At 62.8% G+C, this 21079-nt stretch carries 20 protein-coding genes and 2 riboswitches; of the genes, 16 read left to right on the top strand and 4 right to left on the bottom strand.

Annotated features, from left to right (window positions below; genetic code table 11):
- Nucleotides 1-18: 18 nt before the first annotated feature.
- On the bottom strand, nt 19-483 hold the full coding sequence (locus H9K76_RS10740) for an Lrp/AsnC family transcriptional regulator (RefSeq protein ID WP_187600590.1): 465 nt from the start codon (nt 481-483) through the stop codon (nt 19-21).
- A 393-nt stretch (nt 484-876) separates the two neighbouring features.
- On the opposite strand from H9K76_RS10740, the gene H9K76_RS10735 reads away from it, so the two are divergent.
- The 16 genes from H9K76_RS10735 to H9K76_RS10660 all read left to right on the top strand — a co-directional run bounded on the left by H9K76_RS10735 (nt 877) and on the right by H9K76_RS10660 (nt 19021).
- Entirely contained in the window at nt 877-1857 is a 981-nt protein-coding gene (locus H9K76_RS10735) for a TRAP transporter substrate-binding protein (protein ID WP_187600217.1), read from the top strand.
- Between the two features lie 84 nt (nt 1858-1941).
- Nucleotides 1942-2436 (top strand): TRAP transporter small permease, encoded by a 495-nt coding sequence (locus H9K76_RS10730; protein ID WP_187600216.1) that lies wholly within the window; start codon nt 1942-1944, stop codon nt 2434-2436.
- The gene (locus H9K76_RS10725) at nt 2433-3710 is read left to right on the top strand and encodes a TRAP transporter large permease (protein WP_187600214.1); all 1278 of its coding nucleotides are present in this window, start codon (nt 2433-2435) and stop codon (nt 3708-3710) included. The genes H9K76_RS10730 and H9K76_RS10725 overlap by 4 nt, the downstream gene beginning before the upstream one ends.
- Nucleotides 3711-3723: 13 nt before the next feature.
- A riboswitch (glycine riboswitch) is annotated at nt 3724-3831 on the top strand.
- 15 nt (nt 3832-3846) lie between these two features.
- A riboswitch (glycine riboswitch) is annotated at nt 3847-3958 on the top strand.
- 54 nt (nt 3959-4012) lie between these two features.
- Complete coding sequence (gene gcvT, locus H9K76_RS10720; protein ID WP_187600212.1) at nt 4013-5149, top strand: glycine cleavage system aminomethyltransferase GcvT; 1137 nt, start codon at nt 4013-4015, stop codon at nt 5147-5149.
- A 118-nt stretch (nt 5150-5267) separates the two neighbouring features.
- Complete coding sequence (gcvH, locus tag H9K76_RS10715; RefSeq protein WP_187600210.1) at nt 5268-5642, top strand: glycine cleavage system protein GcvH; 375 nt, start codon at nt 5268-5270, stop codon at nt 5640-5642.
- A 117-nt stretch (nt 5643-5759) separates the two neighbouring features.
- Complete coding sequence (gene gcvP, locus H9K76_RS10710) at nt 5760-8657, top strand: aminomethyl-transferring glycine dehydrogenase (protein WP_187600208.1); 2898 nt, start codon at nt 5760-5762, stop codon at nt 8655-8657.
- 141 nt (nt 8658-8798) lie between these two features.
- Nucleotides 8799-9512 carry an RluA family pseudouridine synthase gene (locus H9K76_RS10705; protein WP_187600206.1) on the top strand — a complete coding sequence of 238 codons (714 nt, stop codon included), beginning with the start codon at nt 8799-8801 and terminating at the stop codon, nt 9510-9512.
- 194 nt (nt 9513-9706) lie between these two features.
- On the top strand, nt 9707-10831 hold the full coding sequence (locus H9K76_RS10700; protein WP_187600204.1) for a high-affinity branched-chain amino acid ABC transporter substrate-binding protein: 1125 nt from the start codon (nt 9707-9709) through the stop codon (nt 10829-10831).
- 181 nt (nt 10832-11012) lie between these two features.
- A complete protein-coding gene (gene livH, locus H9K76_RS10695) occupies nt 11013-11936 on the top strand; it encodes a high-affinity branched-chain amino acid ABC transporter permease LivH (protein ID WP_187600202.1) in 924 nt (307 codons plus the stop codon).
- Nucleotides 11936-13204: a high-affinity branched-chain amino acid ABC transporter permease LivM gene (locus H9K76_RS10690; protein WP_187600200.1), complete on the top strand. Its 1269-nt coding sequence runs from the start codon at nt 11936-11938 to the stop codon at nt 13202-13204. The genes livH and H9K76_RS10690 overlap by 1 nt, the downstream gene beginning before the upstream one ends.
- Complete coding sequence (gene livG / locus H9K76_RS10685) at nt 13201-13965, top strand: high-affinity branched-chain amino acid ABC transporter ATP-binding protein LivG (protein ID WP_187600198.1); 765 nt, start codon at nt 13201-13203, stop codon at nt 13963-13965. Before H9K76_RS10690 ends, livG begins: the two co-directional genes overlap by 4 nt.
- A gap of 14 nt (nt 13966-13979) precedes the next feature.
- The gene (locus H9K76_RS10680) at nt 13980-14681 is read left to right on the top strand and encodes an ABC transporter ATP-binding protein (RefSeq protein ID WP_187600589.1); all 702 of its coding nucleotides are present in this window, start codon (nt 13980-13982) and stop codon (nt 14679-14681) included.
- Between the two features lie 399 nt (nt 14682-15080).
- A complete protein-coding gene (locus tag H9K76_RS10675) occupies nt 15081-15842 on the top strand; it encodes an SDR family NAD(P)-dependent oxidoreductase (RefSeq protein WP_187600197.1) in 762 nt (253 codons plus the stop codon).
- A 129-nt stretch (nt 15843-15971) separates the two neighbouring features.
- Nucleotides 15972-17156, top strand: a complete 1185-nt coding sequence (bktB, locus tag H9K76_RS10670; protein WP_187600195.1) for a beta-ketothiolase BktB — start codon at nt 15972-15974, stop codon at nt 17154-17156.
- A 174-nt stretch (nt 17157-17330) separates the two neighbouring features.
- A complete protein-coding gene (locus H9K76_RS10665) occupies nt 17331-18329 on the top strand; it encodes a Bug family tripartite tricarboxylate transporter substrate binding protein (RefSeq protein ID WP_425489691.1) in 999 nt (332 codons plus the stop codon).
- 176 nt (nt 18330-18505) lie between these two features.
- Nucleotides 18506-19021: a bacteriohemerythrin gene (locus tag H9K76_RS10660; RefSeq protein ID WP_187600193.1), complete on the top strand. Its 516-nt coding sequence runs from the start codon at nt 18506-18508 to the stop codon at nt 19019-19021.
- Nucleotides 19022-19092: 71 nt separating this feature from the next.
- On the opposite strand, the gene H9K76_RS10655 is transcribed toward H9K76_RS10660, so the two are convergent.
- The 3 genes from H9K76_RS10655 to H9K76_RS10645 all read right to left on the bottom strand — a co-directional run bounded on the left by H9K76_RS10655 (nt 19093) and on the right by H9K76_RS10645 (nt 20953).
- On the bottom strand, nt 19093-19533 hold the full coding sequence (locus tag H9K76_RS10655) for a universal stress protein (protein ID WP_187600191.1): 441 nt from the start codon (nt 19531-19533) through the stop codon (nt 19093-19095).
- 140 nt (nt 19534-19673) lie between these two features.
- Entirely contained in the window at nt 19674-20423 is a 750-nt protein-coding gene (locus H9K76_RS10650; RefSeq protein WP_187600190.1) for a 2OG-Fe dioxygenase family protein, read from the bottom strand.
- 113 nt (nt 20424-20536) lie between these two features.
- Nucleotides 20537-20953, bottom strand: a complete 417-nt coding sequence (locus tag H9K76_RS10645) for a hypothetical protein (protein ID WP_246475513.1) — start codon at nt 20951-20953, stop codon at nt 20537-20539.
- Between the last annotated feature and the right edge of the window lie 126 nt (nt 20954-21079).

The following is a 21079-nucleotide window of genomic DNA, read 5'->3' as shown; positions in this document are numbered from 1 at the left end:
GGGAAGGCGCGCAGCGCCTCAGGGGGGTGTTCCATGCAACGGCAAATCAGCCTTCTTGAGCGTGCGCAGCACGAAGCTCGAGCGGCTGTGGCGGATGCCCCGGATCTTGTAGAGCTTCTCCCGCAGCAGGCGCTCATAGTCGCGCGTGTCCTTCACGACGATGCGCAGCAGATAGTCGTAGTCGCCCGAGACGAGGTGCGCCTCGACCACCTCGGGGATGGTGGCCAGCACCTCGCCGAACTTCTCGAGCGTGTTGTCGGAATGGCTGTCCAGCGTGACCTGCACCAGCACGGTGTCCGACAGCCCGAGCGCCTGCGGGTTGAGCCGCACCGTATAGCCCTCGATGACCCCCGCCTCCTCCAGCTTCTTGATGCGCCCCCAGCACGGGGAGGCGCTGAGGCCGACGGCCGCGCCTATTTCCTGGAGGCTCGCACGCGAATCCGCCTGCAGGCGAGCGAGAATTTTTCGATCCATGGCATCCAAAAGCATAATTTTTCACCAATCCTTGATTGGTAGATTATTTTTCCGAATTCAGCCGAAAATCAAGAAATATCGAAAGCATTTTCGGACGATGGAAACGCATACTTCTTCCATCGAAACACTTTTACAGAAGCCCCTTTCAAGCAGAGCCCGTTTACCGACAGTCACTCTCGTGCAAGCCCCCCCAGGCGGTTACCGCTGCCTTCCGGGGGCTTGATCATTTGGGGCGTTCATTGGCTCAGGCAGAAACGATCAACTGCGCAACATCATAAAAACCCCAATTCCGCTGCAGTGAGCTTTCTTCACAATGGTCGGCAGAGGCGATGAGCGCCCGAACACCTTTCTCGAACACTCTATCCACTGGAGACAACCTCGGCACCGCCGATGAGGAACGTTATGCGACTGAAGACACTTGCATTGGGAATTGGATTGGCCGTTGGTGCACTGACCATTTCGAGCCATGCCGGCGCGCAGACCACGATGCGCATCAGCATCTCGGTGGCGCAGAACTCACACCAGGGCGTGGCCATCGACACCTTTGCGAAGGAAGTGGAAAAACGCACCGCCGGACGCTACAAGGTGCAGACGTTTTACAACGGTTCCCTCGGCGGCGAGCGCGAATCGATCGAGGCGGTGCAACTGGGCACGCAGGAGCTGGCCTTCAGCTCGTCGGGCCCGATCCCCAACTTCGTGCCCGAGACCAAGATCCTCGACGTGCCCTTCCTGTTCCGCGACAAGGCCCATGCGCGCGCCGTGCTGGACGGCCCCATTGGCCAGGAGTTGCTGGGCAAATTCGACGCCAAGGGTTTCAAGGCGCTGGCATGGGCCGAGAACGGCTTCCGCCACATGACCAACAGCAAGCGTGACGTGAAGTCGCCCGACGACCTCAAGGGCCTGAAGATGCGCACCATGGAGAACCCGGTGCACATCGCTGCCTACAAGGCGTTCGGCATCATCACCACGCCGATGGCCTTCCCGGAAGTGTTCACGGCCTTGCAGCAGGGCACGGTGGACGGCCAGGAGAATCCGCTTCCCGTGATCATTTCCGCCAAGTTCGACCAGGTGCAGAAACACCTCTCGCTCACCGGCCACGTCTACTCGCCCTGCATCCTGGTCATGAACAAGGCGGCGTTCGAGAAACTGTCGGCGGCCGACAAGCAGGCATTCATCGACTCTGCCAAGGAAGCAGCCAAGGTCAATCGCGCTCGCGTGGACGAGGATGATGCCAAGGGCGTGGCCGACCTGCGCGCCAAGGGCATGACGGTGATCGACGACGTGGACAAGTCCAAGTTCGTTGCCTCGCTCACCAAGGTGAACGCACAGTTCGAGAAGGATTTTGGCAAGGCCAATCTCGATCGCATCCGCGACTACAAGTAATCCTCGACACCCCTCGCCCGCAGATCGCTCCATTCACGCGATGCGGGCATTTTGTCTTCAGCGGACCAGCCTGGGCGCACGCGCATGAAATCCCTGTTTCTTTCCTTTGAGCGATGGACCACCGCCATCGCCATGGCCGGCGCCTGCGCCATGCTGGCCATATCCTCTGCACTCGGCATCTTTCAGATCCTGATGCGCTTTGTTCTTGAACAACCCGCCGAGTGGACCGAAGTGCTGATCCGCTTCTGCCTGATCTGGATGGTGTTCCTTGCGATTCCCATGGCGTTCCGCCAGGGAGCCATGGTCAGCGTCGACGTGCTCTACCGCTGGAGCCCGCCGGGCATGCGCCGCGTGCTCGACTGGGTCGTGACGCTCGCCGCGCTCTCTCTCATCGGCGTGCTCATCTGGTGGGGATTCGACTACGCCAACCGCGGCGCAGTGCAGTCCATGGCCGGGCTGGAGTCCGTCTCCATGTTCTGGGCCTATCTGGCCGTGCCGGTGGGGGCGCTGTTCAGCATTCCCGGCATTGTCGGCAATCTTCTCGATCCCAAGCGCCTTGAACTGGAGACCGCACAATGACTCCAGTGATGATCACGACCATGGTGCTGTGCTTCGCGCTCAGCGTCTCGGTGGCCGTCTCGATCGGCCTCGCATCGATCGCGGGCATTCACATGTCCAACGCCAACATGCTCATCTCCGTGAAGGAGATGTTCGCGGCGATCAACAAATTCCCGCTCGCAGCGATCCCCTTCTTCATCCTCGCGGGCAACCTGATGGAGACGGGCGGCATATCGCGCCGCCTCGTCGAATTCGCCAAGAGCATCGTCGGCGGCGTCCAGGGCGGCCTGCCCATGACCTGCGTGCTCACCTGCATGATCTTCGCGGCGGTCTCGGGCTCGTCTGTGGCCACGACGTTCGCGATCGGCGCCATCCTGATTCCCGCGCTCATCAAGCATGGCTACCCCACCAGCTTCGCCGCCGCGCTGCAGGCCACGAGTGCCGAACTGGGCGTGATCATTCCGCCCTCGATCCCGATGATTCTCTATGGAGTGAGCGCCGAGGTGTCGATTGGCGAACTGTTCATCGCCGGCTTCGGCCCCGGCATCCTCATCAGCCTCTCGCTGATGCTGTTCGTATGGGTGTTCTGCAAGTGGAAGGGCTGGGGCAAGAACGACGGCGAGGGCCGCATGTCGTTCGGCCGCGCGCTGCTGCAGGCCGGCTGGGCGTTGCTGATGCCCGTGATCATCCTGGGCGGCATCTACGGCGGCATCTTCACGCCCACCGAGGCTTCCGCCGTGGCGGTGTTCTATGCGCTGGTCGTGGGCATGCTGATCTACCGAGAGATCAAGATCAAGGACCTCTACGCCATCTTCCGCAAGTCGGCGCTGTCCTCGGCCGTGATCATGTTCATCATCGCCAACGCCGGGCTGTTTGCCTTCCTGATCACACGTGCCGGCGTGCCCGATGCCATCGGCCACTGGCTGCAGGAAGTACTCAAGTCGCCCGCGATGTTCCTGCTGGGAGTGAACGCGGCGCTGTTCATCATCGGCATGTTCATCGAAACCAGCGCGGCCATCATCGTGCTCGCGCCGATCCTTGCTCCCGTGGCCCAGCATTTCGGCATCGACCCGGTGCACTTCGGCCTCATCATGGTCGTGAACTTGGCGCTCGGTATGATCACCCCGCCCTTCGGCGTGAACCTGTTCGCCGCCTGCACCGTGGCGCGGATCTCGCTGGACCGCATCGTCACACAGTTGCTGCCGTTCGTGGGCGTGATTCTGTTGTGCCTGATGGTGATCACCTATGTGCCGGGCATCTCCCTGGGGTTGCGCGATCTGGTTTACGCGCGATAGAAAAGTTATACTTCACGACTTGTCAGGAGAGAGCCCGCTCACCCATCACATAGGGATGACGCGGGCCGCCGAAGGCGCAGGCAGACACCGAACGCTCAGGCAAAAGGACTGGCAAGCCGCCCGCAGTGATGCGGGCGTTTCCCCAGCTGGAGAGAGGCGGCCTTCACAGTGAAGATCGCCCACCGAAGGAGCAAGTCGCGGCAGTGCCCGCGATGAATCTCTCAGGTAAAGCGGACAGCAGGGCAATACCGCGACTGGCGTGAGGCCGGTCGTCCGGATCATTTGCCTTGGAGTTCCCACTCATGTCCGCGCCCTCGCCCGCCACGCCGCTGCTCACCACGCCCCTGAACGCACTGCACATCGAACTGGGTGCCAAGATGGTGCCGTTCGCCGGCTATTCCATGCCGGTGCAGTATCCCGCTGGCCTGATGGCCGAGCACAACCATACACGCAGCGCCGCCGGCCTGTTCGATGTATCCCACATGGGCCAGCTGCGCCTGGTCGGCGCCGATGCTGCTGCAGCCTTTGAAACCCTGATGCCCGTCGACGTGATCGGCCTCGGCGTTGGCAAGCAGCGCTACGGGCTGCTGCTGAACGACGAAGGCGGCATCATCGACGACCTGATGTTCTTCAACCGCGGCAAGGACATCTTCGTGATCGTGAATGGTGCCTGCAAGGTGGGCGACATCGCGCACATCATCGAGCGCATCGGGCACCGCTGCGAGGTCATCCCCATGCCGGAACGCGGCCTGCTCGCGCTGCAGGGCCCCCAGGCTGCGGCCGTGCTCTCGCGCCTGGTTCCTGGCGTTGAAAAGCTGGTGTTCATGACCGGCGGCGAGTTCCAGTGGAAGAATGCCGACCTGTTCATCACCCGCAGCGGCTACACGGGCGAAGACGGTTTCGAGATCTCGGTGCATGAAAGCCGTGCCGAGGAATTCGCCCGTGCGCTGCTGGCGCAGGCGGAGGTCAAGCCGATCGGCCTGGGCGCGCGCAACTCGCTGCGTCTCGAAGCCGGCCTGTGCCTCTATGGCAACGACATCGACAACGGCACGACGCCGCCCGAGGCCGCATTGAACTGGGCCATCCAGAAAGTGCGCCGTACCGGAGGCGAGCGCGCCGGTGGCTTCCCTGGCGCGGCCAGGATTCTTGCGCAGATCGACCAGCCGGATACCCTTGCGCGCAAGCGCGTGGGACTGATCGCCAAGGAGCGCATCCCGGTACGCGAACCCGCCGAACTGCAGAACGCGGAAGGCCAGAACATCGGCCGGATCACCAGCGGCCTGCTGAGTCCGACGCTGAACCAGCCGGTTGCGCTGGCCTACGTGCAGACGGCCTATGCCAAGCCCGGCACCGAAATCCTTGCCATCGTGCGGGGCAAGCAGGTGCCGATGGTCGTGAGCGCCACGCCGTTTGTGCCAACCAACTACTTCCGCGGCTGATCCATCGATCCATTCATCCGCAGGGCCGGCCAGGCAAGGAACGACATGAAATCGCGCTACATTGCTGGCTGACCACTCTCAACCGTTTTTTCAATTGACTCAATTTTCCGGAGCATCCATGAGCATCCACTACTCCAAAGACCATGAATGGATCAACGCCGCCGACGCCAACTCCGCCGTCGTCGGTATCACCGTGCACGCGCAGGACGCGCTGGGCGACGTGGTGTTCGTCGACCTGCCCGAAGTCGGCAAGACGTTCTCGCAGGGCGAAGTGGCCGGCGTGGTCGAGTCTGTGAAGGCTGCCGCCGACGTGTACATGCCGGTATCGGGCGAGATCGTCGAGGTCAACGAAGCCCTGCGCGACGACCCGTCGCTTGCCAACAGCGATCCTCTGGGCGCCGGCTGGTTCTTCAAGGTCAAGCTGAGCGATGCATCGCAACTCGCCGGCCTGATGGACGAGACGAGCTACAACGCTTTCGCCGCGAACGCCTGATATATGTAGACAGCAACCGCGCCTTGCATCATTCGTTCGATGAAGTTCGATGACGTTCGATGAATTAAGGCGCGGTTCTTTTTTGCCCCTTGATTTGCTTTTGAGATTGGTCCCTCCATGCAAATGCCCGCCGCACTCCCCCTTTCCGCGCTGGAAAACGCCACAGAGTTCCAGCCACGCCACATCGGCGTCAGCCCCGCAGACGAAGCCCACATGCTCTCCGTGATCGGGGAGGCCTCGCGCTCGGCACTGATCGACTCCATCGTTCCGCGCTCGATCGCACGCGCGAAGCCGATGGATATTCCCGCAGCGATCACCGAAGCGAGCGCGCTCGCCGAGCTCAAGGCCGTTGCATCGAAGAACAAGGTTCTCAAGAGCTTCATTGGCCAGGGCTACTACGGCACCCTCACGCCGGGTGTCATCCTGCGCAACGTGCTCGAGAACCCCGCCTGGTACACGGCCTACACCCCTTACCAGGCCGAAATCTCCCAGGGCCGCATGGAAGCGCTGGTCAACTTCCAGACCATGGTCTGCGACCTGACCGGCATGCCGATCGCCAATGCCTCCATGCTCGACGAAGCGACTGCCGCCGCCGAAGCCATGACGCTGGCAAAGCGCTCGGTGAAGTCCAAGAGCAACACCATCGTGGTCGCGGGCGATGCACATCCCCAGTCCATCGAAGTGATCCAGACGCGCGCCAAGCCGCTGGGCATCGATGTCAAGATCGCCAATTCCAAGGCCGAGTGGGACGCGCTGATGGCTGGCGACTTCTTCGCCGCGCTGATCCAGTACCCTGCCAGCAGCGGCTGGATCGAGGACTGGAAGGCTGATGTGGAGACGATCCACGCCAAGCAGGCCGCGGCCATCGTCGCGACCGATCTGCTCGCCCTCACGCTGCTCACGCCGCCCGGCGAGTGGAACGCCGACATCGTCGTCGGCTCCACGCAGCGCTTCGGCATGCCGATGGGCGCCGGCGGCCCGCACGCCGGCTTCATGGCCTGCCGCGACGAATACAAGCGCTCCCTTCCGGGCCGCCTGGTCGGGGTGAGCGTGGATGCGCATGGCAAGCCCGCCTATCGCCTGGCCCTGCAAACCCGCGAGCAGCACATCCGCCGCGAGAAGGCCACGTCGAACATCTGTACCGCTCAGGTGCTGCCGGCCGTCATCGCCAGCATGTACGCTGTCTATCACGGCCCCGAGGGCCTGACGCGCATTGCCCGTCGCGTGGCGCGCTTCACCGCCATCCTGCGCCGCGGCCTGGCCACACTGGGCTACACCCGCGACCACCACGAGACCGGCTTCGACACCATCAGCCTGCATACCCAGGCCGAGACCGATGCCATCATGGCGCGTGCCGTCGCCAAGGGCGCCAACCTCCGCAAGGCCTGGGACGAGTACATCTGCATCTCGCTCGACGAAACCACCACGCGCGCCGACGTGGAGCTGGTCTGGTCGATCTTCGCGGGCGAAGGCAAGCCACTGCCGACGATCGAGTCCATGGACGAAGGAGCTCCTTCGCTCATTCCCGCATTCGCCGAGCGCAAGAGCAGTTTCCTCACCCACCCGGTATTCAATACGCACCACTCCGAAACAGGCATGTTGCGCTATCTGCGCGGCCTGTCGGACAAGGATCTGGCGCTTGACCGCAGCATGATCCCGCTGGGCTCGTGCACCATGAAGCTCAACGCCACGAGCGAGATGATCCCCATCACCTGGCCCGAGTTCGCGAACATGCATCCCTTCGCGCCACGCGACCAGCTCGCTGGCTACTTCGAGCTCGACCAGCAGTTGCGCGACTGGCTCTGCCAGGCCACCGGCTATGCCGGCGTGAGCCTGCAGCCCAACGCCGGCAGCCAGGGCGAATACGCCGGCCTGCTGGCGATCAAGGGATGGCATGAGTCGCGCGGCGATGCGCACCGCAACGTGTGCCTGATCCCGAGCAGCGCGCACGGCACCAACCCCGCTTCCGCCCAGATGGTGGGCATGCAGGTCGTCGTGACCGCCTGCGACGCCAACGGCAACGTGGACATGGCCGACCTCAAGGCCAAGTGCGAGCAGCACAGCACCAACCTCGCCTGCATCATGATCACCTATCCGTCCACGCACGGCGTGTTCGAGACCCAGGTGAAGGAACTGTGCGAACTCGTGCACCAGCACGGCGGCCGCGTCTACGTGGACGGCGCCAACATGAACGCGCTGGTCGGCGTGGCTGCTCCAGGCGAGTTCGGCGGCGACGTGAGCCACCTGAACCTGCACAAGACCTTCTGCATTCCCCACGGCGGTGGCGGCCCCGGCGTGGGCCCGGTCTGCGTGGTGGAGGACCTCGTGCCGTTCCTGCCCGGCCACAAGACCACCGGCATCGAGAGCGGCACGGGCGCCGTGAGCGCCGCGCCGCTGGGCAATGCGGCCGTGTTGCCGATCAGCTGGATGTATATCCGCATGATGGGCCCGGACGGCCTCAAGCACGCCACGGAAGCCGCGATCCTGAGCGCCAACTACATCAGTGCGCGCCTGAAGGACCACTACCCGACGCTGTACTCCAGCGCGAACGGCCACGTGGCGCATGAGTGCATTCTGGACCTGCGCCATCTCAAGGACAGCTCCGGCGTGATGGCCGAAGACGTCGCCAAGCGCCTGATCGACTACGGCTTCCATGCGCCCACGCTCTCCTTCCCCGTACCCAACACGCTGATGGTGGAACCGACGGAAAGCGAGACGCTGTACGAGATCGACCGTTTCGTCGACGCGATGATCGCCATCCGCGAGGAAATCCGCCAGATCGAGGCCGGCGCCCTGCCACGCGAGGACAATCCGCTCAAGAACGCACCGCACACGGCCGAGCAGGTCACGGCGGACGCATGGCAACACCCCTACGCTCGCGAGCTGGCTGCGTACCCCGTGGCGGCATTGCGCAAGTCCAAGTACTGGTCCCCCGTGGGCCGCGTGGACAACGTCTACGGTGACCGCAACCTGTTCTGCAGCTGCGTGCCAATGGACGCGTTCGAAGACAAGTGATCAAGTGATTGGAAGACGTGCCGGTTGCCTGGTGCCGGCATGTCACCGAGAGCGTGCATGCGCTTTGCTCGGCGAGTGGCTTCGGGGCCACTCGCCTTTTTTCGTGTCTGCATGCCTGTGCCAGCCTACACTTGCGCCTCGATGCAATTCCCTTCCCCGCCCCTGATTCCGCGTACGCCGCTCATCCCCTTGCACGAGGACGAGCATCTCCTGGCGTTCGACAAGCCCTCCGGGCTGCTGTGTGTTCCCGGACGCGGCCCCGACAAGCAGGATTGCCTCAGCAGCCGCGTCCTCGCGCAATGGCCCGATGCGCTCGTCGTCCACCGGCTGGACATGGCCACCTCGGGCATCGTGCTGATGGCCCGGAACCTGCCGGCGCAGCGCGCGATGAGCAGCGCGTTCGCCGAACGCCTGGTTCACAAGACCTATGAGGCGGTGGTCGCTGGCGCACTGCCGTGGGCGAGCGAAGACGACTGGCAGGAGATCGATGCGCCGATTCTGCTGGATTGGCCCAACCGCCCGATCCACATCATCGACCCCGGGGGCAAGCCCAGCGTCACGCTATGGAAAACCCTTTGTCGATCGAGTACAACAAACCTTACAGGTGCTGACGGCGCTGAAGCTTCCTTGGCACTGGAAACCACGCGTGTCTCGCTGCGCCCCGTCACCGGCCGCACGCATCAACTGCGGGTGCACCTCAGGCATCTGGGCCACCCCATCCTCGGGGACGCGCTCTATGCACCTGAATTCATTGGCCTTTCGCCCGACCGCCTGATGCTGCACGCGAAATCGCTCGAGTTCTCCCACCCTGTGACAGGCGAGCACATTGCCATCCGAAGCGCGGTTCCGTTCTGATTTTGTGTCAAATCAAATGTCGCCATAAGGGGCGATAATTGGCACTTACTTATGCAAACCTCCTAGGGTAATCCCCGTTGTGAGGCCAACTCCCCTCGATAAGCTGGGCGACTTGCTAGAAGACACCCCTCACCAGGGGGTGCGCGACTGCATACTATTTATCTCTCTCGTAACTAACAGTGATAGGAAAAACTATGCAAACGACCTTCCGTGCGCGTACGTTGATCGCCGCCTTGGGACTGGCTGGCGCAGCATTTATCGGTACAGCAGCTCAGGCACAAATCAAGATCGCCATGGTGATCCCGACGACCGGTGCTCTGACCCAGTACGGCGATATGGTCAAGGAAGGTGCAACAACGGCTGTCGAGATGACCAATGCAGCAGGTGGCATCAACGGCAAGAAGATCGAGCTGGTGGCCGTGGACGATGCCTGCGAGCCCAAGCAAGGTCCCGTGGCCGCCAACCGCGTGGTGAACAGCAAGATCGGCTATGTGATCGGCCCGGTCTGCTCCGGCGCCTCCATTGCTGCGGCACCGATCTACAACAACGAAGGCGTGGTGGTTGCCACTCCATCGGCCACGTCGCCGGCCCTGACCGACGGCAAGAACTTCCACTTCATCTTCCGCACCATCGGTCGTGACGACCAGCAAGGCCCGTCGGCTGCCAAGTTCATCATCGAACATGCCAAGCCCAAGAAGGTTGCCGTGCTGCACGACAAGCAGTCGTATGGCCAGGGCATCGCCACCGCCGTGCGCGACGACCTGAAGAAGGCCAAGGTCGAGGTGGCCCTGTTCGAAGGCATCAACGCAGGTGATTCCGACTACTCCGCCGTCATCACCAAGCTCAAGAGCGCCGGTGTCGACTTCGTCTATTTCGGCGGCTACCACCCCGAAATGGGCCTGCTGCTGCGCCAGGCCGCTGAACAAGGCCTGAAGGTCAAGATGATGGGCCCCGAAGGTGTTGGCAACCCTGAAGTGAACGCCATCGCCGGCCCCGCCGTGGAAGGCATGCTGGTGACGCTGCCTGCAGACTTCTCCGCCAACGAGAAGAACGCCGCCATCTCCAAGGCCTTCAAGGATGCCAAGCGCAATCCGTCCGGCGCCTTCCAGATGACTTCGTTCGCAGCCGCCCAGGCGATCATCGCCGGCATCAAGGCCGCTGGTGACAATCCTGCCAAGGTGGCTGACTGGCTGCACGCCAACACCGTGGACACCGTGCTCGGCCCGGTTTCCTGGAACAAGCAGGGTGACCTGAAGTCCTTCGACTTCCAGGTGTTCCAGTGGCACAAGGACGGTTCCAAGACTCCGGCGGTCAAGTAACCCACTACGCTCCCCTTTCGGGGCAGGACGTTCGCAAACCGCGTTTGCGACGTTCCTGCCCCGTTCGTTTAACTAGTGCCATCGATCGGCAGCGCCTCCAAGCGGTGCTTTCCCGATGACAAGCGCACGGAGGCCATGCAAGATCGATTGCACCAGCCCTCACAGTGGACGACCAAGCACAATGTCTGACTTATTGCCGCAGCTGATACAGCAGCTATTCAACGGGCTCTCACTAGGAGCCATCTACGCCCTGATTGCCATTGGCTACACCATGGTCTACGGCATCATCGGGATGATCAATTTCGCTCACGGCGACATTTACATGATCGGAGCCTACGTGGGCCTGGTCACTCTTTCTGCCGTCGGCACCACCAGTGGCCTGCCGATCTGGTTCATCATTGCGCTCATGCTGGTCGTGGCCGTGGTGATCACCGGGGTCTACGGTTTCGCCGTGGAGCAGGTTGCCTACAAGCCGCTGCGCAGCAGTCCGCGCCTCGTGGCGCTGATTTCCGCGATCGGTATGTCCATCTTCCTGCAGAACTGGGTTGCGCTCGGCCAGGGGGCCCGCGACATGGCGGTTCCCGCACTGCTGCCCGGAGCGTTCACGTTCCACATGGGCACCTTCGAAGTGTTCATTCCCTATACCCGCATCCTGATCATCGTGGTGGCCGTGGCCCTGATGATCGCACTCACCATGTACATCAAGCACTCCCGCATGGGCCGCGCGTCGCGCGCCTGCGCACAGGACATGCACATGGCGAACCTGCTGGGCATCGACACCAACCGCGTGATCTCCTTCACCTTCATCCTGGGCGCCGTGCTGGCCGCCGTGGGCGGTGTGCTGATCGCACTGGCGGTGGGCAAGCTCAATCCGTTCATCGGCTTCATCGCCGGCATCAAGGCCTTCACGGCCGCGGTGCTGGGAGGCATCGGCAGCATTCCGGGCGCCATGCTCGGCGGCGTCGTGCTCGGCGTGGCCGAAACCTTCGCAGCCGCCTACATCTCGTCGGAATACAAGGACATCGTGGCCTTCGGCCTGCTGGTGCTGATCCTGCTGTTCCGTCCGACCGGCCTGCTGGGCAAGCCTGAAGTGGAGAAGGTCTGATGAACAAAATCCGCTCTCAACTCGGCACCGCCATCTTCGCGACCATCATCGCGGCGCTGCTGATCATTCCGATCTTCGGCCTGCATCTGGAGCGCGCCGGCATCCGCACCTACCTGGTTCCGCAGTGGAACTACGTGATCTGGGGCTGCGTGATCGTCTTCGTGTGGCAACTGCTGCGCCCCGCAGTCAAGACAGCCACCAAGGGCATCTCCTTTCCCGCGCTGCCCAGCCTGTCCGCCAAGAGCCGCCCCGTGGTGATCCTGGTGGTTGCGCTGATCGCCATCTCCTGGCCGTTCTTCGCGGGACGCAACGCGGTCGACATCGCCACGCTGGCCATGATCTACGTGATGCTGGGCCTCGGCCTGAACATCGTGGTGGGTTTTGCGGGTCTGCTGGACCTGGGCTTCGTGGGCTTCTATGCCGTGGGCGCGTACACCTACGCCCTGCTCTATCACTGGGCCGGCTGGAGCTTCTGGGAGGCGCTGCCGCTCGCCGGCCTCGCATCGGCCACGTTCGGCTTCCTGCTGGGCTTTCCGGTGCTGCGCCTGCGCGGTGACTACCTTGCGATCGTGACGCTCGGTTTCGGTGAAATCATTCGTCTGCTGCTGGTGAACCTGAACGACTGGACGGGCGGCCCCGACGGCATCTCGGGCATCCCGAAGCCTACGTTCCTCGGCATCCCGCTGACCCGTTCACCGACGAGCGAAGGCGGCACCACGTTCGCACAGTTCTTCAACATCGAGTTCAGCACCATGCACATGGTGATCTTCCTGTACCTGATGGCCCTGCTGCTGGCCACGGTCACGCTGTTCATCAGCAACCGCCTGATCCGCATGCCGATCGGCCGGGCGTGGGAAGCGCTGCGGGAAGACGAAATCGCCTGCCGCTCGCTGGGCCTGAATCCCACCAAGATCAAGCTCTCGGCGTTCACGCTGGGTGCCATGTTCGCGGGCTTCGGAGGTGCGTTCTTCGCGGCGCGCCAGGGCATTGTGAACCCCGAGTCCTTCACCTTCATCGAGTCGGCGCTGATTCTCGCCATCGTGGTGCTGGGCGGCATGGGCTCGCAGTTGGGTGTGATCATTGCGGCCATTCTGATCACCGTGCTGCCCGAACTGGCGCGCGAGTTCTCCGAATACCGCATGCTGATTTTCGGTCTGGTGATGATTCTGATGATGATCTGGCGTCCGCAGGGCCTCCTGCCGATGAAGCGCCACCATGTGGAAGTTCCGGCTTCCACCGGCAACAACAAGGATGGAGCGCACGCATGAGCCATCTACTTGAAGTCAAGGACCTGAGCATGCGCTTCGGCGGCCTTCTGGCCGTCGATGGGGTGCAACTGGCCATCAAGCCCAAGGAAATCTTCGCCATCATTGGCCCCAACGGTGCCGGCAAGACCACGGTGTTCAACTGCATCAGCGGCTTCTACAAGCCCACCACGGGCGTGATCACGCTCGAGGGCGCTTCGATCGCGGGCCTGGGCAGCCACAGCGTCGCGCAGCGCGGCGTCGTGCGCACCTTCCAGAACGTGCGCCTGTTCAAGAGCATGACGGCACTCGAGAACCTGCTGGTCGCGCAGCACAGCCGCACCAGCAAGTCCGTGCTGGGGGGACTGTTCAACACCAAGGGCTATCGCGCAAGCGAGCGCCTGGCCGTCGAGAACGCAATGAAGTGGCTGCACTTCATGGGCATTGCCGAATTCGCCAATCGCGAGGCCGGCAACCTGGCCTATGGTCACCAGCGTCGGCTGGAAATTGCACGCTGCATGATCACCCAGCCCAAGCTGCTGATGCTGGACGAGCCCGCCGCAGGTCTCAATCCGCAGGAGAAGGTCGAGCTGCAGCACCTGATCGACCGCCTGCGCGCCGAGTTCGACGTGACCGTGCTCCTGATCGAGCACGACATGGGTCTCGTGATGGGCGTGTCCGAGCGCATTCTGTGCATGGAATACGGCAAGCCGATCGCCATGGGAACGCCCGAGGAGGTGCGCAACAACGAGCGGGTCATCAAGGCCTATCTGGGAGAAGCCTGATGAGTGCAAAACACATGTTGCAACTGGAGCAGGTCTCCACCCACTACGGCGCGATCTGTGCGGTCAACAAGGTCAGCCTGCACGTCAACCAGGGCGAGATCGTCACGCTGATCGGCAGCAATGGCGCGGGCAAGACCTCGCTGCTGATGACCGTCTGCGGCAACCCGCGCGCAAGCGGCGGTCGCATCCTGTTCGAGGGCGAGGACATCACCCAGCTGTCGACGCATCACATCATGCGCCGCGGCATCGCCGTCTCACCCGAGGGCCGCCGCGTGTTCAAGGACCTGACCGTCGAGGAAAACCTCAAGATGGGAGGATTCTTCCTGAACAAGTCCGAGATCGCCGACGGCATCGAGCATGTCTTCAAGCTGTTCCCTCGACTGCGTGAACGCGCGAGCCAGCGATCGGGCACCATGTCCGGCGGCGAGCAGCAGATGCTGGCCATCGGGCGCGCCCTCATGAGCAAGCCCCGCCTGCTGCTGCTCGACGAGCCGACGCTCGGACTTGCCCCGCTGATCATTGCGCAGATCTTCGAGATCATCCAGACCATCCGCGCCAACGGCGTGACCGTGTTCCTCGTAGAGCAGAACGCCAATCGCGCCCTGCAGATCGCCGACCGCGGCTATGTGCTGGAAACAGGCAAGGTCGTACTGGAGGACTCCGGCCAGGCCCTGCTGACCAACGCGGACGTGCGAAAGGCCTACCTGGGCGCCTGACAGGCATCCCGATCAATATCGATCGACTCACAAAATCGCGCGGCTTGAATTTCAAGCCGCGCGATTTTTTTGTGCCTCGCGAATGGGGAGCGCGCGGTATTCGGAGTGTCAGGCAGCGGGCCTCCAAAGTGGTCAAGGCGCTCGAATCACCAACCACAACGCCGAGACGGGGCTTGAGACGAGGCGTCGCCGACGCAGACATACCTTTCGGTAGGCAAGGAGGTGCAACGAAGGATCAAGCCCCGTATCGGCGCCTCGGCACGAATAACCCATCGAAGCCACAGGCTTCGTCTCGGTCTCAAAGGCCGCGCAAGGCATGTACTGGTCACAGGGGCTCGTTGGCCTAGACATTCCGGAATGAACCTCTTGTTGTTGCCCGCGTTCCCGTAAGATGGGCTGATGAACACCACCCAACACCTCACCATTCTCACTGGCGGCTCGCGCGGCATGGGCCTCGCCATCGGACAGCAACTGCTGCAGGAAGGCCATGTGCTGGTCAGCATTGCACGCAAGACCAGCGAGGCGCTCGCGCAGGCCGCCACAGGCACCGAGCAGTTGCAGCAATGGGAGCAGGACCTCTCCGATACCGCCGAGGCCGCACGGCGCCTGAATACCCTGCTCTCCTCGCTCAATCCCGATGACTGGGCCAGCATCACGCTGATCAACAACGCAGGCGTGATCCCGCGCATCGCGCCCATCGGCCAGGTCTCGGCATTGGACCTCCAGAACGCGATGCGTGTCGGGCTGGAGGCGCCCATGGCGCTGACCGGTGCCTTTCTCGCCGCCACCGAGAGCTGGAACTGTCCGCGCAAGGTGCTGAACATTTCATCGGGCCTGGGCCGCCGCCCCATGGCATCGCAGGCCGCCTATTGCTCCGCCAAGGCAGGCATGGACCTGTTCACGCGATGCGTGGCGCTCGAGGAGGCGCAGCGCGCCAATGGCGCCAGGCTGTGCTCGCTCGCTCCGGGCGTGATCGACACCGACATGCAGGTGCAGTTGCGCAGCGCGGACCCCACCGATTTCCCGGACATCGCGAACTTCCAGAGCATGAAATCGGACAGCAAACTCACCTCGCCTGCCGACGCCGCCGCCCGCGTGATCGCTTACATCAAAAGAGAGGACTTCGGTACAAACCCTGTCGCGGATGTGCGTGACGCGTGAAATGATGCACTGCACAATACGTATCTGAATACGTGGTTTCGCTCGTGAACGCCATCGCGGCGGCCGGGCGAGGCCGGGTGATCACTTCTTCCCATCATTTCCAACTGAAATCTCGATCAGGAGACCCGCATGTCCCGTGAAGTAGTTGTTGTCAGCGCCGTCCGCACCGCCATTGGCACCTTTGGCGGCAGCCTCAAGGATGTTCCCCCCACCGAACTCGGCGCGACCGTGGTGCGCGAATCGCTGGCCCGTGCGAACGTCGAGGGCAAGGACGTGGGTCACGTCGTGTTCGGCCATGTGGTCAATACCGAACCCAAGGACATGTATCTCTCGCGCGTGGCGGCAATCAATGGCGGCTGCGGTGAAGGTACGCCGGCCTACAACGTGAACCGCCTGTGCGGCTCGGGCCTGCAGGCCATCGTGAGCGCAAGCCAGTCCATCCTTTTGGGCGATACAGACATCGCCATCGGCGCAGGCGCGGAGAACATGAGCCGTGCGCCGTATGCATCGCTCACCAGCCGCTGGGGTGCACGCATGGGTGACTTCAAGATGATCGACATGATGATCGGCGCGCTGCATGACCCGTTCCACAACATCCACATGGGTGTGACGGCCGAGAACATCGCCGCCAAGTGGGGCATCACCCGCGAAGACCAGGACAACCTGGCCGTCGAAAGCCACAACCGTGCCGAGCGCGCCACGGCAGCGGGCTATTTCAAGGACCAGATCGTGCCCGTCACCCTCAAGTCCAAGAAGGGTGATGTGCAGTACGCGACCGACGAGCATTTCCGCGCAGGAGCCACCACGGCCGACATGGCCAAGCTCAAGCCCGTGTTCCTGAAGGAAAACGGCACCGTCACTGCGGGCAATGCGTCCGGCATCAACGACGCCGCAGCAGCAGTCGTGCTGATGGACTCCAAGGCTGCGCAGGCCCGTGGCCTCAAGCCCATGGCTCGCCTGGTGGCCTACGCCCATGCCGGTGTAGATCCGAAGTACATGGGCATCGGCCCCGTGCCAGCCACCAAGCTGGCGCTGGAAAAGGCGGGGCTGAGCGTCAACGATCTGGACGTGATCGAAGCCAACGAAGCCTTTGCCGCCCAGGCCTGCGCGGTGACACGCGATCTGGGTCTCGATCCTGCCAAGGTGAACCCGAACGGCTCCGGAATCTCGCTGGGCCACCCCATCGGCGCGACCGGTGCCGTGATCACCGTGAAGGCGCTGCACGAACTGGAGCGCATCAAGGGCAAGTACGCTCTGGTGACGATGTGCATTGGCGGCGGCCAAGGCATTGCCGCCATCTTCGAGCGCCTGTGATGCGAAGCGCCCCACCAGGGGCGCAACAACGGAAGGCATCGACGCCGGACTGTGGATAGCACGGGTACGACAGATGCCCAACACGCGCTAATATCCGCGATGGTGTCCCACAACAAGGCCCCACTGGCTTGCCAGACGGGGCCTTTTTCCATCTGCAGGAGAGACTTTCACATCATGATGATGCGCCGTACATTCACTATCACAACCGCCGTTGCCGCATACGCCGCACTTGCCCTGGGCAACGCCGCCCACGCCCAGACCGCCCCGGCCGCGAACTACCCCACCAAGCCCGTGCGCCTGGTGATCCCCTTCCCTCCGGGCGGCGGCACGGACATCCTCGCGCGCCTCGTCGCCAACGAACTGGGCAAGACCAACAAGTGGACCGTGGTGGCCGACAACAAGCCCGGCGCGGGTGGAACCATCGGCATCGGTGAAGTCGTCAAGGCACAGCCCACGGGCTACGACATCGTCATGGGCCAGAAGGACAACCTGGTCATCGGCCCGTGGCTCTACAAGAACCTGCCCTGGAATCCCACCAAGGACCTGACCGCCGTTGCGCACGTGGCCTACACGCCCGTGATCATCGCCACGTCCGCCAACTCCAAGTACAAGACCCTGGCCGATGTCGTGGCCGCAGCCAAGGCCAATCCCGGGTCCGTGACCTATGGCTCGCCAGGCAACGGCACATCGATCCATCTGGCCGGCGACCTGTTCGAGAAGGCTGCCGGCATCAAGCTGAGCCACGTCCCCTACAAGGGTTCCAACCCCGCGATGATGGATGCGCTGGCCGGCAATGTGGACCTTCTGGTGTCGTCGGTTCCGTCCGCCATGGCCCAGATCCAGGCAGGCAAGCTGCGCCCGCTCGCCGTCACGTCCGCCAAGCGCAGCTCGTCGCTGCCCGACGTGCCGACGATCGCCGAGTCGGGTTACAAGGGCTTTGACGTGAGCACCTGGTATGGCGTGATGGCTCCGGCTGGCACGCCCGCCAATGTGGTCACCACCCTCAACACCGAGATCAACAAGCTGCTGGCCACCCCCGAAATGAAGGCTGCCATCCACGCCCAGGGCGCGGAGCCGCTCGCCATGTCGCCAGCCGATTTCGGCAAGCTGCTGAGCACCGAATACACCCAGTGGAAGGGCATCGTCGAGGCTTCGGGCGTGAAGATCGAATAATCATCGCGCACCTCTTCCGCGCCAATGTAGCTTGTGCCGGCGCGGAAGAACACAGTCTGTTCGCGGCCCTGGCAGCCCGCGATGCAGGGGCCGCACATCGCTGAGGCATGACTTACATCATGGTGGACTTGACGGCGATTAGGAATACTTCTCCAGACACTGAGATTGGAGAAGATATGGCCTTGCTGGTTTGGTTACCCGAGCTCGATACCGGTATCGATGAAATCGACCGGCAACATCGTCGCATCGTCGAATACATCAACACATTGCATGAACTGCGCTCCACCCACGATCGCGAAGCGCTCGGCAATGTGATCGGCGAAATGGTCGACTACACGATCTCGCACTTCGTGTTCGAGGAAAGCCTGATGGAGAGTGCGGGCTACCTCTTCTCCGGGCCGCACAAGAAAGTGCACGAACTCTTCACCCGCCGCGTTGCAGAGATGCAGACGCGCTTCGAGGCCGGAGAGGACGTCACGGCAGAGCTGCATGGCATGCTTTCGCGCTGGCTGTTCAACCACATCCGCAACGAGGACCACGGATACATCGATACGGCCAAGGCCTATCTGCGCATGGCCCAGCAAGGTGCCGGCCCATCGGCGGAGTCCCGCCGCATCAAGGCCGAGGTGCTGCAGGAGCTCGAGGCACGCCAGAACAAGAAGGGCTGGCTCACGCGCATCTTCGGAGGCTGAAAGCCTCCAGGAAAAACGGCCCCGAGGGGCCGTTCTGCTTCATCAAGGCATGCGCCGCATGCCAGCGATGGTCACTCCCGAACAACCAGCACGGGAATATCGGCCACGCCCAGAACACGCTGGGTGACACTGCCCAGCACCAGCTTTTCAAGGCCGCGCCGACCGTGGGAGCCCATGACGATCAGGTCACTGCCTATTTCCTTGGCCGCACGCATGATGCCTTCATGCACCGCATGACCTTCTCCCACCACTGCGTTGACCTTGTCGACGCCGGCCTCTTCCAGGGCCTTCTTGGCGGTGTCGAGCGCTGTGTTGGCCTCGGTGCTGGCCGCTGTCAGGTATTGCGATTGACCGTAGGCAAAGTCCGCGCCAACGCCTGTGAAGGGATAGGGATCGATCACGTACAGCACGGTGACAGTGCTGCCATAGGTCTTGGCCAGCCCTGCCGCCTTGGAAACCGCGGACAGTGCGGTGGTCGAGCCATCTACCGGGATGAGGATATTGGTGAACATGAATACTCCTTATCTTTGGATCTGATCAACGCAAGCGAAGCTCGCGACACATCAGTGATAGTGTGCTGCTGCAGCTTCTCATATTGCTTGATGCACATCAAATACGCATGGTTCCTCCATGGGCATCCCGGCCAACGGAATCATTCGCTCTGAAAGCCGCCTGCGCGGCAGGTTACCACCAGGGTGTCCCTCCAGCCCTTCTCGCCCGCCGGCTGGATGGGGGTGGTTTCATGGATCATGCGGGCGTCATCCAGCAGCATGACGGACCAGGGCTCCGTGAGCGTGAAGCGCTGGCCATTCGGGCCCGTGGCTTCGAAAATGCGTGTTTCGCCGCCCTTCACGTCCTGCCTGTCCACCAGGAACACCGCGACCAGATCGACGCCATCGCGGTGCGCACCTTCCGGTGTGGGCCGGCCGATGCCGTCCGACGTATCGATGCGGAACTGGTGCGCCTCGATGTGCCAACTCTGGGGTTCGGCGCCGGGGGTGATTACGGCTTGTGAAAGTGCCGCCAGGGCACGCATGGTCTGTGCCCATACGGGCTTGCCGACCGTCTCGTCCCGCATCGGCTCGAACCAGCGCTGCATGCCGCCATGCAGCGCGTTGTATTCCACGGGCTGCCAGTGGGCACGATGGGGCACCTGCTGGTATTCGAGCCCTTCCACCACGAAGCAGGAATGCCGGCGACGCCGGTAGCGCCCGCCATCCTTGAGGAACTCGTCCGGCGGCAGGTCGCTCCATGCGGCCGACAGTTTCTGCAGGTCTTCGAGGGAACAGCCGATCCAGCTGGCTACATCGGCAGGTTGCAAAACAGCGAACCCGCGGTCACGCAGCTGGTTGGCTACCTGATCCGCGGGCGAGTATGGGGGGGAGAATGTGACGTGGGCCATGGCCCTCAAGCTTAAACCCGGTTGGGGTCGATTCGCAGCGGCAAGGCGAACAAATCCTTGCCTGTCACGTCACGAAATCTCCATCGTAGTACCTGTCCCGATCTACCTCAACCTCAGTCGCGATGACGGCCATGATGGCCATGGTCGCGATCACGATCCCGCCAGTGGTCGCGATCATGCCGATCGTGCCGGTCATGACGGTGGCGGTCGCGCCGGTCATGATCCCAGCGATCCCGATCGCCTCCTCCACGCCAGTGCGGTGGCGGGTTCCTCAGGAAATAGACGCGCTGCCCGCAGGCACCATAGCGCGCGCAATGTTTGCCCCAATGCTTGGCATGTCCCGGCGGCACGTACATATAGACAGGTGGAGCAGGCACGGCCACAGGCGGCGGCGCAATGAGCATGGGTTGCTGATAGATCAGAGCAGGCGCCGGTGCGTTCCCGATGTCCACGCGGCCGTAGACGCCCGGTGCGATTTGGCCGCTCACCGAACCGTTCACGTAGGCCTGCGCGCTGGCGGCAGTACCCATCACGGTCAGCACAAGGCCCAGCAGGCCTGCACCAAGCCGGCGGCCAAGGCGACCGGCAACGTGCTGCCCATGCGATAAGGTGGTCATTGAGTTGTGGTGCGACATGTGTCTCTCGAATCCTTGTAT

This window comes from Diaphorobacter ruginosibacter (assembly GCF_014395975.1).
Classification (GTDB): domain Bacteria; phylum Pseudomonadota; class Gammaproteobacteria; order Burkholderiales; family Burkholderiaceae_C; genus Diaphorobacter_A; species Diaphorobacter_A ruginosibacter.
Note: the sequence above shows the minus strand (reverse complement) of the source record. Positions and strands in the feature narration are given on the sequence as shown.

What these genes read in the sequence shown, in the direction of transcription:
- H9K76_RS10735 (WP_187600217.1), top strand. Translation starts at nt 877, where the DNA reads ATGCGACTGAAGACACTTGCATTGGGAATTGGATTGGCCGTTGGTGCA.
- H9K76_RS10730 (WP_187600216.1), top strand. Translation starts at nt 1,942, where the DNA reads ATGAAATCCCTGTTTCTTTCCTTTGAGCGATGGACCACCGCCATCGCC.
- H9K76_RS10725 (WP_187600214.1), top strand. Translation starts at nt 2,433, where the DNA reads ATGACTCCAGTGATGATCACGACCATGGTGCTGTGCTTCGCGCTCAGC.
- gcvT (WP_187600212.1), top strand. Translation starts at nt 4,013, where the DNA reads ATGTCCGCGCCCTCGCCCGCCACGCCGCTGCTCACCACGCCCCTGAAC.
- gcvH (WP_187600210.1), top strand. Translation starts at nt 5,268, where the DNA reads ATGAGCATCCACTACTCCAAAGACCATGAATGGATCAACGCCGCCGAC.
- gcvP (WP_187600208.1), top strand. Translation starts at nt 5,760, where the DNA reads ATGCAAATGCCCGCCGCACTCCCCCTTTCCGCGCTGGAAAACGCCACA.
- H9K76_RS10705 (WP_187600206.1), top strand. Translation starts at nt 8,799, where the DNA reads ATGCAATTCCCTTCCCCGCCCCTGATTCCGCGTACGCCGCTCATCCCC.
- H9K76_RS10700 (WP_187600204.1), top strand. Translation starts at nt 9,707, where the DNA reads ATGCAAACGACCTTCCGTGCGCGTACGTTGATCGCCGCCTTGGGACTG.
- livH (WP_187600202.1), top strand. Translation starts at nt 11,013, where the DNA reads ATGTCTGACTTATTGCCGCAGCTGATACAGCAGCTATTCAACGGGCTC.
- H9K76_RS10690 (WP_187600200.1), top strand. Translation starts at nt 11,936, where the DNA reads ATGAACAAAATCCGCTCTCAACTCGGCACCGCCATCTTCGCGACCATC.
- livG (WP_187600198.1), top strand. Translation starts at nt 13,201, where the DNA reads ATGAGCCATCTACTTGAAGTCAAGGACCTGAGCATGCGCTTCGGCGGC.
- H9K76_RS10680 (WP_187600589.1), top strand. Translation starts at nt 13,980, where the DNA reads ATGTTGCAACTGGAGCAGGTCTCCACCCACTACGGCGCGATCTGTGCG.
- H9K76_RS10675 (WP_187600197.1), top strand. Translation starts at nt 15,081, where the DNA reads ATGAACACCACCCAACACCTCACCATTCTCACTGGCGGCTCGCGCGGC.
- bktB (WP_187600195.1), top strand. Translation starts at nt 15,972, where the DNA reads ATGTCCCGTGAAGTAGTTGTTGTCAGCGCCGTCCGCACCGCCATTGGC.
- H9K76_RS10665 (WP_425489691.1), top strand. Translation starts at nt 17,331, where the DNA reads ATGATGATGCGCCGTACATTCACTATCACAACCGCCGTTGCCGCATAC.
- H9K76_RS10660 (WP_187600193.1), top strand. Translation starts at nt 18,506, where the DNA reads ATGGCCTTGCTGGTTTGGTTACCCGAGCTCGATACCGGTATCGATGAA.
- H9K76_RS10655 (WP_187600191.1), bottom strand. Translation starts at nt 19,533, where the DNA reads ATGTTCACCAATATCCTCATCCCGGTAGATGGCTCGACCACCGCACTG.
- H9K76_RS10650 (WP_187600190.1), bottom strand. Translation starts at nt 20,423, where the DNA reads ATGGCCCACGTCACATTCTCCCCCCCATACTCGCCCGCGGATCAGGTA.
- H9K76_RS10645 (WP_246475513.1), bottom strand. Translation starts at nt 20,953, where the DNA reads ATGGGTACTGCCGCCAGCGCGCAGGCCTACGTGAACGGTTCGGTGAGC.